General features: G+C 49.4%; 10 protein-coding genes. 5 read left to right on the top strand and 5 right to left on the bottom strand.

Translation table 11 applies throughout. The annotated features are described in order from the left end of the window. Window positions 1-162: 162 nt before the first annotated feature. Complete coding sequence (locus IO95_RS26340) at window positions 163-285, bottom strand: hypothetical protein (protein WP_023491489.1); 123 nt, start codon at window positions 283-285, stop codon at window positions 163-165. Between the two features lie 331 nt (window positions 286-616). Between IO95_RS26340 and IO95_RS15035 the strand changes: the two genes are divergently transcribed. Beyond that, on the top strand, window positions 617-868 hold the full coding sequence (locus IO95_RS15035; protein ID WP_023491490.1) for a GlsB/YeaQ/YmgE family stress response membrane protein: 252 nt from the start codon (window positions 617-619) through the stop codon (window positions 866-868). Between the two features lie 78 nt (window positions 869-946). Here IO95_RS15035 and IO95_RS15040 read toward each other — a convergent pair whose 3' ends face one another. Beyond that, window positions 947-1954, bottom strand: a complete 1008-nt coding sequence (locus tag IO95_RS15040; RefSeq protein WP_023491491.1) for an NAD(P)H-quinone oxidoreductase — start codon at window positions 1952-1954, stop codon at window positions 947-949. Between the two features lie 370 nt (window positions 1955-2324). On the opposite strand from IO95_RS15040, the gene IO95_RS15045 reads away from it, so the two are divergent. The 4 genes from IO95_RS15045 to mgtA all read left to right on the top strand — a co-directional run bounded on the left by IO95_RS15045 (window position 2325) and on the right by mgtA (window position 7947). Further along, window positions 2325-3116, top strand: coding sequence for an ion transporter (locus tag IO95_RS15045; RefSeq protein ID WP_235186778.1), 792 nt, complete (start codon window positions 2325-2327; stop codon window positions 3114-3116). A 329-nt stretch (window positions 3117-3445) separates the two neighbouring features. Then, window positions 3446-3658 (top strand): transcription antiterminator/RNA stability regulator CspE, encoded by a 213-nt coding sequence (cspE, locus tag IO95_RS15050; protein ID WP_023491494.1) that lies wholly within the window; start codon window positions 3446-3448, stop codon window positions 3656-3658. A 694-nt stretch (window positions 3659-4352) separates the two neighbouring features. Next, entirely contained in the window at window positions 4353-5051 is a 699-nt protein-coding gene (locus IO95_RS15060) for an MgtC family protein (RefSeq protein WP_037385986.1), read from the top strand. A 196-nt stretch (window positions 5052-5247) separates the two neighbouring features. Beyond that, window positions 5248-7947 (top strand): magnesium-translocating P-type ATPase, encoded by a 2700-nt coding sequence (gene mgtA / locus IO95_RS15065; RefSeq protein ID WP_023491497.1) that lies wholly within the window; start codon window positions 5248-5250, stop codon window positions 7945-7947. Window positions 7948-7999: 52 nt separating this feature from the next. Here mgtA and uspC read toward each other — a convergent pair whose 3' ends face one another. The 3 genes from uspC to putA form a co-directional block, all read right to left on the bottom strand. Further along, a complete protein-coding gene (gene uspC / locus IO95_RS15070) occupies window positions 8000-8410 on the bottom strand; it encodes a universal stress protein UspC (protein WP_023491498.1) in 411 nt (136 codons plus the stop codon). 259 nt (window positions 8411-8669) lie between these two features. Next, entirely contained in the window at window positions 8670-8885 is a 216-nt protein-coding gene (gene ydgT / locus IO95_RS15075; RefSeq protein ID WP_037386000.1) for a transcription modulator YdgT, read from the bottom strand. 250 nt (window positions 8886-9135) lie between these two features. After that, on the bottom strand, window positions 9136-13110 hold the full coding sequence (putA, locus tag IO95_RS15080; protein ID WP_023491500.1) for a trifunctional transcriptional regulator/proline dehydrogenase/L-glutamate gamma-semialdehyde dehydrogenase: 3975 nt from the start codon (window positions 13108-13110) through the stop codon (window positions 9136-9138). Window positions 13111-13134 lie beyond the last annotated feature (24 nt).

The following is a 13134-nucleotide window of genomic DNA, read 5'->3' on the forward strand; positions in this document are numbered from 1 at the left end:
GGTATGGGAAAGAGGTAGAATATTCGGTGTGAAAAGCCATCCATAGGCTCAAAGTTATGCCCTTTGAGCCCTATCGGTAATTTGGCTATCCACCTTCGAACCTGTAATCTGGCGCTTAAAGCATCACCAGGAGTACGGTTAGGCAAGTGAAAGGATATTGACCTAGCCCTGGATCATCATTGACAACAACTGGCCATACTTGGTCAGCATTGCCACAGAACCATCCCACACGGCAGCAAGGGTATAGATCAAAGCCAGAAATAGCATGAAAGAAGGGTTACTCATAGCGCTACCTCCAGTCCAAGCCCGATTGATTCCTATAGAGTATAGCTTATTAAAGCATCTAAATATGACAGCTTTATTAATATAGCATAAATTTTGCTCAGTTAAAGTGTGCTGCTTGGGGAGGATGTCAGATGCTGATTCTTTGCCTATAGTAATAGTGTCTGTTCCAGATTTGATTCAAATTACAGTTAATAAGCCTGTAGCTTGAATAATGAAGGGTTAAGGTATCGCTTATCCGAGTGTGCTCTCGGGGGAGGATAATAACTGTAACGGCTGAGCCGGAATGGTTATTTGATTGCTGTTAGGTAAAAAGTGCATGGGGAGAGTCAACATGGGCATCATTTCCTGGATTATCTTTGGCTTAATCGCCGGTTTTTTGGCTAAGTGGATTATGCCAGGCAAGGATGAAGGTGGTTTGATCATGACTATCATTCTGGGGGTTGTTGGGGCGGTAGTCGGTGGGTTTATCAGTACCCGGTTTTTCCAGATGGGTGGGGTTGACGGTTTTAATATAGGTAGTTTCGCGGTTGCTGTTGTTGGTGCTTTGATAGTGCTTTTTGTTTACAGAAAACTCAAAAGCTGATTGAAGTGACATCAAATAAGGCCGCTATAGTGGTTCTCAAGGGGGCAAGGTTGGCCCCCTTCCTTGTGGCGTGACAGCTTAAATTGTGAGAACAATCTTGCCAATATGAGCACTGGATTCCATCAGTGCATGGGCTTGTGAGGCTTGCTCCAGCGGGAAGGTTTTAAAAATCTGCGGCTTTAGCACACCACGCTCTAACAATGGCCATACTTTCATGGCTAGATCGTCTGCGATTTGTGCTTTATCTTCCACACTGCGTGCCCTTAACGTCGAACCGCTATGAGTGAGGCGCTTGAGCAATAATGGCATCAGGTTGAGTTCTTTAACCACGCCGTTTTGGGTGCCAATTTGTACAATTCGCCCGTCCATCGCCGCCGCTTTATAGTTCTTCTCAACATACTCGCCAGCAATTAGATCGACAATAACATCAGCTCCTTTACCGTTGGTGGCGAGTTTGGCCTGCTCGACAAAATCTTCAATGTGGTAGTTGATCGCCACATCAGCCCCCAGGGCCAGGCTGGCCTGCCGTTTTTCTTCTGACCCTACGGTGGTGATGACGTAAGCATGGAAAGCCTTAGCCAGCATAGTGGCCACCGTGCCAATGCCAGAAGTACCACCATGGATCAGCACGGTTTCCCCCGCCTGCAAGTGCGCACGCTGAAAAACATTGACCCAAACAGTGAAAAAGGTTTCTGGAATGGCGGCCGCTTCCACCAGGCTTAATCCGTGGGGGACCGGTAAGGCATTGCGTTCATCAACCTGGCAGTATTCAGCATAACCCCCACCGGCGACCAGCGCACAAACCTGATCCCCTGGTTGATATTTTTGTACGTTGCTCCCCACGGCGGCAACAACACCAGCCACTTCCAAGCCAGGAATATCTGAAGCCCCAGGCGGGGGAGGATAGTGACCACGTCTTTGCATCACATCTGGGCGGTTAACGCCAGCGGCAGCGACTTTTACCAGAATTTCGCCAGCTGCCAATGTGGGCAAGGGCCGTTGAGCAAGCGCCAGAACATTGGGTTCACCGGGCTGACTGATTTCGATGACTTTCATGGTGTCAGGAAGTCGTAGATGGCTGGGCATGTTCTTATCCTTAAACGGTGTGATAGGGAGGCGGTTGACTCTATCTATCCTATAGACCTGTCACCCTGCAAGCGAGGGAGGATAACAGAGACTTACTCGAATCATTAAGTCAGTGTAAGCTAGAACGCATAGGACTATTTGGCGTATGGAACTAGTTTGCGTATGGAACAGCTGCTATTCAAGTGGCAGGGTTACGCCGAGGGCGTCAGTGCACTTGCCGTTGGCGTTTTTCAGAGTTATGTGTGCAACTGAAATATTACAAAGTAATTTATATAACCTATTGAATATGCAAAATAAAGAAAAGATTACAACCTTACGCCAGCGCTGTTATCAACAGTTGTTTGATAACCAATCCCGTTCAGGGAGGCGAATGGAAGCATTTTGGATCACCATCACCTTACTGAGCGTCGTGGTGCTGTTTCTTGAACCCGGTGGTAACACGGTATATATCCCCAATGCGCAACTGGTCCATCTGCTATTTTGTGCGGAATTATTTTTCACTGCGGTGTTTACTGTGGAGTACCTACTGAGGTTGTGGGCGACACCGAGTAAAGAGCGGTATGCCTACAGTTTTTTCGGTATTGTGGACTTGTTATCCATGTTGCCGATGTACATCATCTGGCTTTTTCCGCAGCTGGGGATGGAGTCTGTCCTGTTGTTGCGTGTGTTGCGGATATTACGTGTATTACGTGTACTGAAATTGCTGCGCTACATGAATGGGATGAACATCGTCTGGCGCAGTCTGAAGTTAGCCCGGCATAGGCTGGCTGTCTTTTTTGCCTTTGTTGCGGTGGTGTTATGTATTTTTGGTGGGCTGATGTATGCGGTTGAGGGTGGTAGCGGCGAGTTTACCAGCCTGGCCGCTTCGATGTATTGGGCGGTAGTGACCTTAACCACGGTAGGCTATGGTGATATCGTGCCACACACGGCGTTTGGGAGATTGTTGGCTTCGTTGTTGATTTTGGTCGGTTATTCGATTATTGCGGTACCAACAGGTATTTTTACCTCCTATATGACACAGGAATTGCAACGCCATCGTGATCGTCAAATGCGTCATTGTGAGGGGTGTTTACGTGGTGGACATGAAAATGACGCGCTATTCTGTAGGTTTTGCGCTTCAGAGTTGCCCGAGCTATCAACAAAACCCACTGATGAATCTTAGGTTGTCCAAGCGTAGCCGGAGACAGCAACACCCGGGGGTTGCTGTCTTATGAGGGATATCTTAAGTGGCTGGATAGTGTTCAATGGGAGCTGTTTCTGAGCCCTGAGGGACGAAAACAGTTGCTATTAAATGCGGGCTATGCGTTAATAGCCCTGGCCTGTGGTACAGACCTATTTATGCACGACATTTTGAGTAAAGTAGTTCAAATTTAAAGCGTTATCCTGGATAGCTCTTCACTGACGAATTTCCTTTCTAGTGCCTCCATAAGTAACTGATAACCGGCTATTACATGCCCATGGCGGCTTAAATTTTTTTTGAAGGAAATCGACATGTCTAACATGATCAAAGGTCAAGTGAAGTGGTTCAACGAGTCTAAAGGTTTTGGTTTTATCACTCCTGCAGACGGTAGCAAAGATGTGTTTGTACACTTCTCTGCTATTCAGAACCAAGGCTTCAAGACCCTGGCAGAAGGCCAGACAGTACAGTTCTCTATTGAGAACGGTGCTAAAGGTCCATCAGCGGCTAACGTTACCGCTATCTAATCAGTTTTTGGCTGATTAAAGAACCGCTTTGGCGGTTGGCCAAAATGATTATTCTAACCCTGTGAGCATCATGCTGACAGGGTTTTGTTTTTTAAATTCACCGTTAATCCCTCTGCCGCCATATTGGCTTGCCACCATGACTTGGTTCATCCATAAACTCCTCTGATCCGAAACCTGCATAAGCAAGGTTCAAAATACATTGCACTTTGTTCTGAAAATTCAATGGGCTTAGGGATAAATAGGATATCTATAAAAATATTCCTATTGCATGGATTTATTCTTTACTTTGTAAAACCAGATAACTATAATTCAAACCAAATTTCAGTGGAGAAAATATATTGGACAGTTGCAGTAGTAGCGAAATAAGCAAGGCAAGCTAACCTATCTCTTCTGATTTGTTGCTTGCCGAAAACGGCGGGCAGCACCTCTCTCATTACTTCGAGCTGTGCAAACCCGAAAATAAATTTATGTATGCCCGACAGCTAATTACATCGGGTGAATGAATTCGGATGTTATTATGGTATTGACTAGCCACAGCCTTTTCCCTCCAGGCAATAGCACGCTAACTCGCTGATTATTACTCAGCGCGATTTCGCGTGTGCTTAAAGCTTTATTACTTGATGCAATAATTTTCAGGTATCTCGAATATAGCAGCACATGATTTGACCTCCTGTTATTAATTAAGGGGACTATCATGGCTATGACTCCTTTTGTTTTGAATTTATTACTGGCGATGAGCCTGGGTGCAGTGATTGGTGCCGAGCGCCAATGGCGTCAACGCATGGCAGGTTTGCGAACCAATGCGTTGGTGGCCACTGGGGCTGCGCTATTTATCCTGAGTTCAGCGACGGCTGAACCCTCTAGTGCTGGGCGCATCGCGGCACAGATTGTCTCTGGTATTGGCTTCCTTGGCGCTGGGGTAATTATGCGTGAAGGGTTCAATATCCGCGGCCTTAATACGGCAGCGACATTATGGTGCTCGGCCGCTATTGGGGTGCTCTGTGGCCTAGGGCAGCATTGGGAAGCGGCCTCGGCAACCATGGTGATTCTCTGTGCCAATATCCTGCTGCGTGAAGCCGCTCAACGTATCAATCTGCAACCGCAGCAACAAGCGGTAGACCTCGAGTTGCGTTACCGTATTCAGGTGACCTGTGGTGAGCAGGATGAAATTATGGTTCGCACATTGATATTGCAGGCATTGAATGGCGTCGCATTACGCTTACAGTCGCTGCGCAGTGCTGATATTGCCAGCCCGGGTCAGTTGGAAGTTTGTGCCGAGATCTTGGCTAATCCAGGAGCACAAAAAGAGATTGAAGGCATTGTTTGTCGGGTAAGTTTAGAACGTAGTGTCAGTGCCGTTCATTGGCGTATCGCTTCAGAGTTACCCAGTTAATTATCATTTATCTTCACCTAATAGGTGATAAGGATGTGTTATGGACGATCACCCCAGAGGTTTTATTATTATGCGTTGTTAATGTAATAACAATCACGCTAACAACGCCATTTAAATAAATAATAGTCTGCATATGTTCACCCGTTATTACGGGCGGGGTATCCCTGCGTGCAGAGTAAAATAAGAGAATAGCGTTATGACTTATCTAAAAGAAAACACTCGTCGCCGTGATAAAGGCCACGAACCTTATGCCATTGCTTTAGAGGCAAAGAACAGCCTTGATCAAACATTGGCAAATTTGAACTGTAACCGCATTGGGCTAACCCAGGAAGATGCTCAAGAACGTTTACAACAGTTTGGTATTAACCAGGTTGCACATGAGAAAGCCCCTCATGCATTGATTCAATTACTCAGCGCATTTAATAATCCATTTATCTTTGTACTGATGGTGTTGGCGGCGATCAGTTTCTTTACCGATTATTGGCTACCCGCCCGGCACGGTGAAGAAACCGATCTTACTGGCGTCATTATTATTTCGGTGATGGTAACACTGAGTGGTTTGCTGCGTTTCTGGCAGGAGTATCGCACCAATAAGGCTGCCGAATCACTCAAGTCGATGGTGCGTACCACCGCGACGGTATTACGTCGTCACACTTATAACAGCCAACCGCAGGCGTTGGAGATCCCGCTTCGTGAGCTGGTGCCCGGCGATATTATTCAGCTTTCTGCTGGTGACATGGTGCCCGCTGATGTTCGCTTGCTCAATTCACGTGACCTGTTTATCAGCCAGGCAATTTTGACCGGCGAAGCGATTCCCATCGAGAAATATGATGTGATGGGCAACGTCAGTCAGAAATCCCTCGAAATAGATCCCTCCAGTGAAAGTGAGTTACTTGAACTGTCGAATATTTGCCTGATGGGGACTAACGTGGCCAGTGGGACGGCCACGGCGGTGGTGGTGGCTACCGGAGGGAGAACTTATTTTGGCTCGTTGGCCAAGTCGATTGTTGGCACTCGATCGCAAACTGCTTTTGACCGCGGGGTGAACAGCGTTAGTTGGCTGTTGATCCGTTTTATGTTGGTGATGGTACCGATTGTGTTGCTGATCAATGGGTTCACCAAGGGGGACTGGAGTGAAGCGGCGCTGTTCGCGTTGGCCGTGGCCGTGGGGCTGACGCCAGAAATGTTGCCAATGATTGTTAGTTCGAACCTGGCAAAAGGGGCGATTGCCATGGCACGCCGCAAAGTGGTGGTGAAGCGCCTGAATGCTATCCAGAACTTTGGTGCCATGGATGTGCTCTGTACCGATAAAACCGGGACGTTAACCCAAGATCGCATCATTCTGGAACACCATCTGGATGTGAATGGTTGCAAAGATAATCATGTGCTGCATTTGGCTTGGCTGAACAGCTTCCACCAAAGTGGCATGAAAAATCTGATGGATCAGGCGGTGATCCGTTTTGGCCGGGGTAAACCCGGGGTCGAGGCATTGGGGCGTTACAGCAAGGTTGATGAGCTGCCGTTTGACTTTATACGTCGCCGCCTATCGATAGTGGTGCAAGATGAAGCACAGCATCATTTGTTGATTTGCAAAGGTGCCGTAGAAGAGATGCTGGAGATTGCCACTCACGTGCGTGAAGGGCAGCAGACACTGCTACTGGATGATGCGCGCCGCGCTGCTTTGCAGGCATTGGCTAGCCAGTACAATGAAGATGGTTTTCAGGTATTGGTACTGGCAACCCGCGAACTGGGGCTGCAGGGTTGCACCTTGCCACTTGGTATCGCGGATGAGCGAGACCTGGTGATTGAAGGGGTCTTGACCTTTCTTGATCCACCGAAAGAGAGTGCCCAAGAGGCCATTGCCGCACTACAGGAAAATGGCGTAGCGGTGAAAGTACTGACCGGCGATAACCCGGTGATTACCTGCAAAATTTGCCGAGATGTGGGTTTGGAGCCAGGGCAGCCACTCTCTGGCCTGGAGATTGAGCAGATGGATGATGCTCAACTGGCGTGTGAAGTGGAACAGCGCACGGTATTCACCAAGTTAACGCCGTTGCAAAAATCGCGCGTGCTAAAAATGTTGCAGGGGAATGGTCATACAGTGGGTTTTCTGGGTGATGGTATTAATGATGCCCCAGCACTACGTGATGCGGACGTGGGGATCTCGGTGGATACGGGGACCGATATTGCCAAGGAGTCCGCAGATATTATCTTGCTGGAAAAAAACCTGATGGTGTTGGAAGAAGGGGTCCTCAAAGGGCGTGAAACCTTCGGTAATATCATCAAATATCTCAATATGACCGCCAGCTCCAACTTTGGTAACGTGTTCTCAGTGCTGGTGGCCAGTGCATTTATCCCATTTTTGCCGATGTTGGCCATCCACTTATTATTACAAAACCTGATGTACGATATCTCGCAACTGTCATTGCCATGGGACAAGATGGATAAAGAGTTTCTGCGTAAACCACGTAAATGGGATGCGAAGAATATTGGCCGCTTTATGCTGTGGATCGGGCCCACTTCATCGATCTTCGATATCACCACTTATGCGCTGATGTGGTTTGTTTTTGCTGCCAATAGCGTGGAACATCAGGCTTTGTTCCAATCTGGCTGGTTTATTGAAGGGTTGTTGTCACAAACATTAGTCGTGCACATGTTGCGTACTCAAAAGATCCCCTTTATTCAGAGCACGGCAGCATTGCCTGTGTTGTTGACTACCGGAGTGATTATGGCTCTGGGTATCTATATCCCGTTCTCCCCGTTGGGGGCGTGGGTGGGCTTGCAACCGCTACCGTGGGAGTACTTCCCTTGGTTGGTTGCCACGCTAGTTAGCTACTGTGTCGTGGCACAATTGATAAAGCGTATCTACATCCGCCGTTTCGGCACATGGTTTTAAATGATTTCCGCCGGCGAAAGTCGGCGGTTTGCATGATGCGTTAACAATCAGATCACAGCGGCACAATCAGCACATCAACGCTGCTGGTATTAATAAAACGCGCGGCGGAACAGCTCACTTTATTGATTATGCTGTCGCTGTGGTTACCACAGATAACCAGATCAAAGGGATGCTTTTGGTTGGCATAGCTGAGGCTGTCACCTAATTCACCATGAATAACCTGAGTGGTAATGGCAGGGTAATTTGCGCGTAAACACAGCTCATCCATAAACAATAACGCTTCCTCTTCCATCAAAGCACGGAGGTCACCCAGCATCGGGCCAGCGTAGATTTCGGGAGTAGCAATGGTGCTAACCAGCGTGATCTGCCCATCGTTGGGGCGCACAAGTGAAACTGCTCGTTCTACCAACAAGTGGCTATCTGCTGCCACAGCGACAGCAACCAGCACGTTGCGATATGCCATCCCTTTAACTCCTATCGCGGGTTTATTTACTAAGAGTAGAGCTTTGAAACCACAATAAATGTGTTTTATGTCACGCATAGCAGGAAATATGGGGTAGGTGGCTTTGATTGACACTTAACGTGTTGCTGCGATCAGCAGAGTGGGGATATTAATATAATACAAAAAGCCTCTATACCGGCTGTATCAAGGGATATTGGCTGAGATCATTGACTCAGTTGTCCCATCAAACCGGCTCTTGCGAAGCTATGGTCAGCAGAGTTTAGAACACTTGTGCCCACATCGATTTTGGTATTTTCCCTAGATCAAACAGTTTACCAGATACCAATTCGGCACGCCGATGATCAGCAGCACGATACATATTAATGACATCGTTGGTATCAGTCAGCGAGTAATTAAGCTTGTCATAGAGTTTTTCCAGGCTGTCTAAGCTGGAGCATTTACGGAATGTCTGCAGATAGTCGATAGCTGTGGTCATGATTAAGGGGTAGCCTATTAATAATTCTAACAAGAAGAAAAGCATCACGGATTGGCGACACTAGCCATAAATCAAGATGCACCTTCAAATAAAAGGATAAAATTAAAAAATCGCGCAGAGCCAAGGTAAACCAAGTAAAACATACGGACTATTAGAATAATAATATGCAGTATTGATTTCAGCAATATTTCTTATCCAATATAGCGATGTCAGGCGCTATTGCGCCTGACATCACACCCAGACTTTAGCATTAGCCAATGGTCATCAGGCTGGCATTCCCCCCAGCAGCGGCAGTGTTAATACTTAATGAACGCTCGATTAATAGCCGTTCCAGCAACAGGTTGGTTTCACCTTGGCTAAACCCTTGTAGTGACACTATCGCACCATCACGTTGAGCAATTTGCTCACTCAAGGTGCGTAACTGGTCAGCATCACCATGGTAGATAGCGGCATCAAATGTCACTTTATCTTCTGCCCAGTTGTCGCTGAAACAGACTGTTGCCTGTACCGCTGCGGGTAAACGGCGGAATAGCGCGCGTTGTAACTCGGCTTCAGGCCAGAGCACCTGGCTACCCACAGCTAATACCGCAGCTAATTGAATTAACGCATCAGACTGGTTGTTTGCCAGGCAAAGAACCCGTTCCCGTGGTAGCAGCGCATAACTATTGCGCTCCCCTGTGGGGCCAGGCAGTTGGCGTGCGATGCCACTTTGGCCAAGTGCCGCATATTGCTGGACTAGCGCTGCCAGCTCCGATAGCTTTTGCGTATTAAACCATTGCTCTAAAGCCTGACATGGGGCGAGTAACGTCGAGCGCTGGGTGGCTTCCAGAGGATGCTGACTATCCAGATGATTAAAGGTGCGTTGTACGGCATCCATTGGGCGTTCGGCCAGCAAACGATAGAGATAGAGTGGGCCACCTGCTTTCGGCCCGGTCCCTGATAAGCCTTCACCACCAAAGGGCTGTACACCAACAACGGCACCAACCATATTGCGGTTAACATACAGATTGCCGACTTTGGCCTGCTCGGTGACGTGAGTGATGGTTTCATCGATACGGGTATGAACACCCAGCGTTAGGCCATAACCTGCCGCATTGATCTGATCCACCAACGCCCCAAGATGAGCACGCTGAAAACGAACCACATGTAACACAGGGCCGAAGACCTCTTTTTGCAATTCGTCAAAGCTCTCCAGTTCGATCAGCGTCGGTTTAATAAAGGTGCCACGGGCCCACTCTTGCTGGTTATCATCGCCAAAGCTTTTCGCCGCCTGATAAACCCGACGACCTTTGGTCCTCATGGCTTGAATATGGCGCTCAATAAGGGTTTTGGCATCGTTATCGATCAGCGGCCCCATATCCGTAGAGAGGCGCTCTGGGTTGCCCATGCGATATTCCGCCATGGCCCCCCGCAACATCTGTAACGTGTGTTCAGCAACTTCCTCTTGCAGACACAGGATCCGCAAAGCCGAGCAGCGCTGCCCAGCACTATCAAAAGCCGAGGCCATGACATCGGCAACCACTTGTTCGGTCAGGGCAGAGGAATCGACGATCATGGCGTTTAATCCGCCGGTTTCGGCAATTAAAGGTATCGGGTGACCTTGTGGATCCAAGCGCCCAGCGATACTGCGTTGCAGCAGGGTAGCAACCGCTGTAGAGCCGGTGAACATCACCCCACGTACTCGAGCATCATTAACTAACTGCGACCCTACTGTTTCCCCCTGGCCTGGTAACAGTTGCAACACACCTTGGGGAATACCGGCTTCCAGCAGAATATGGACGGCTTGTGCCGCAATCAGCGGTGTCTGTTCTGCCGGTTTAGCCAACACACTATTGCCCGCAGCCAGTGCGGCGGCAATCTGGCCGGTGAAGATGGCTAATGGGAAGTTCCACGGACTGATGCAGACCACGGGGCCGAGGGGGCGATGGCTATCATTCGCGAAATCATCGGCGACCTGGTTGGCATAGTAACGCAGGAAATCAACCGCTTCACGGACTTCGGCGATGGCATTATTGAAGGTTTTACCGGCTTCACGAACCAACAGCCCCAACAGGCTCGGCAGTTGGTTTTCCATCAATTCTGCGGCGCGTTGCAGAATAGCCGCCCGCTCAACAGGCGGTGTGGCAAACCAGATCCCGCCGGCCTGTGTTGCGGCATCGAGTGCGCGGCTGACTTCATCTGCTGTGGCTTCACGAACATAACCGACAATATCGCTCGGTTCAGCAGGGTTGATCACCGGGAGCCGATCGCCTTGGTCTAGCGGGGCATCGATCATCGGTTCAGCCTGCCAGAGTTGTGCGGCACTGGAGAGCAGGGCGCTGGAAAGTGAGGCCAAGCGCTGTTCATTGGTAAGATCCAGCCCATTGGCGTTAGCCCGTTTTTCACCATACAGGTGTCGTGGCAAGGGAATGCGCGGATGGGGCAAGCCTATTGCCCCTTCGAGGGCCGCGAGCTGTTCAACGGTAGTCACCGGGTCGGCAACCAATTCATCCAGTGGCAAAGAGTGATCGGCGATACGGTTAACGAATGAGGTATTGGCGCCGTTTTCCAACAGGCGACGTACCAGATAAGCCAACAGAGTTTCATGTGTTCCCACCGGGGCGTAAATACGGCAGGGGCGATTTAATTTGCCGTCGGCGACTTTACCCACTACCTGTTCATACAGGGGTTCCCCCATACCGTGTAAACACTGGAATTCATACTGCCCAGGATAGTAGTTATTCCCCGCCAGATGATAGATGGCACTGAGGGTGTGAGCATTATGGGTAGCAAATTGTGGGTAGATCAGGTTAGGCACCGCCAGCAATTTACGCGCACAGGCCAGATAAGAGATATCGGTATACACTTTGCGGGTATAGACCGGATAACCTTCTAAACCATCAATTTGGGCGCGTTTGATTTCGCTATCCCAATAGGCGCCTTTTACCAGGCGCACCATAAGACGACGACGGCTTCGGCTCGCCAGATCGATCACCGCATCAATAACTAACGGGCAGCGTTTCTGGTAGGCCTGAATAACAAAACCAATCCCATTCCAACCCGCCAGTTGGGGCTCAAAACAGAGTTTTTCCAGCAAATCGAGGGAGATTTCCAGGCGGTCTGCCTCTTCAGCATCAATATTAATGCCAATATCATACTGACGGGCTTGCAGCGTCAGTGAAAGCAAACGGGGATAGAGCTCTTCCATGACACGATCATACTGCGCCCGACTGTAGCGCGGATGTAATGCCGAAAGCTTGATGGAGATCCCCGGGCCTTCATAGATCCCACGGCCATTTGAGGCTTTGCCAATGGCATGAATTGCTTGCTGGTAAGAGGCCAAATAGGCGAGGGCATCGGCTTCAGTAAACGCCGCTTCACCCAGCATATCGTAAGAGTAACTAAACCCTCGGTTTTCCAGTTTACGCGCGTTAGCCAGGGCTTCGGCAATGGTTTCACCGGTGACAAACTGCTCCCCCATCAAGCGCATGGCCATATCCACACCTTTGCGGATCAGGGGTTCGCCACGTTTACCAATAATCCGGTTCAGCGAGTGCGATAGATTGGCTTCATTATGGGTAGCCACCAGTTTGCCGGTAAACAGCAGCCCCCAAGTGGCGGCGTTAACAAACAGTGAAGGACTACGGCCAAGATGCGCATGCCAATTACCGTTACTGATTTTATCGCGGATTAACGCATCCCGAGTGGGTTTGTCTGGAATGCGGAGCAAGGCTTCAGCCAAGCACATGAGAGCCACCCCTTCTTGCGAAGAGAGTGAAAACTCTTGCAGCAACCCTTGCACCATACCCGCACGGCCATGGGCACTTTTTTGATTGCGTAGCTTCTCGGCGATGTCATAGGCCAATTTATGGGTGGCAGAGGCCAGTTCAGCTGGCAAACGGGCCTGCTCAAGCAGCATCGGCACCGCTTCACGCTCTGGGCGGCGGTAGGCAGCGGTGATGGCGGCACGGAGAACGGACTGTGGCAGAATTTGTGCGGCAAATTCAAAGAATGGTTGGTGGGACTCTGCGGAAAGTTGCGGCATAATGTCGTCCGCTTCGGCTTGAGCGGCGGTCGCGAGTGCGGCGATTTCGGCAAGTTCAGCACCGCTCTCTAGCCGTTCGAGATAATTGAAAATGGCTTGTTTGATGAGCCAGTGCGGGGTGCGGTCAATTCGTTGTGCCGCACTCTTGATGCGGTCTCGTGTTGCTTCATCAAGTTTTACACCCATTGTGGTCGTGGCCATGCCAATTCAGCTCCTGACTGTGGC

It is taken from the genome of Serratia sp. DD3, from assembly GCF_000496755.2.

What these genes read in the sequence shown, in the direction of transcription:
- IO95_RS26340 (WP_023491489.1), bottom strand. Translation starts at nt 285, where the DNA reads ATGAGTAACCCTTCTTTCATGCTATTTCTGGCTTTGATCTATACCCTT.
- putA (WP_023491500.1), bottom strand. Translation starts at nt 13,110, where the DNA reads ATGGCCACGACCACAATGGGTGTAAAACTTGATGAAGCAACACGAGAC.
- IO95_RS15060 (WP_037385986.1), top strand. Translation starts at nt 4,353, where the DNA reads ATGGCTATGACTCCTTTTGTTTTGAATTTATTACTGGCGATGAGCCTG.
- IO95_RS15040 (WP_023491491.1), bottom strand. Translation starts at nt 1,954, where the DNA reads ATGCCCAGCCATCTACGACTTCCTGACACCATGAAAGTCATCGAAATC.
- mgtA (WP_023491497.1), top strand. Translation starts at nt 5,248, where the DNA reads ATGACTTATCTAAAAGAAAACACTCGTCGCCGTGATAAAGGCCACGAA.
- cspE (WP_023491494.1), top strand. Translation starts at nt 3,446, where the DNA reads ATGTCTAACATGATCAAAGGTCAAGTGAAGTGGTTCAACGAGTCTAAA.
- uspC (WP_023491498.1), bottom strand. Translation starts at nt 8,410, where the DNA reads ATGGCATATCGCAACGTGCTGGTTGCTGTCGCTGTGGCAGCAGATAGC.
- IO95_RS15045 (WP_235186778.1), top strand. Translation starts at nt 2,325, where the DNA reads ATGGAAGCATTTTGGATCACCATCACCTTACTGAGCGTCGTGGTGCTG.
- IO95_RS15035 (WP_023491490.1), top strand. Translation starts at nt 617, where the DNA reads ATGGGCATCATTTCCTGGATTATCTTTGGCTTAATCGCCGGTTTTTTG.
- ydgT (WP_037386000.1), bottom strand. Translation starts at nt 8,885, where the DNA reads ATGACCACAGCTATCGACTATCTGCAGACATTCCGTAAATGCTCCAGC.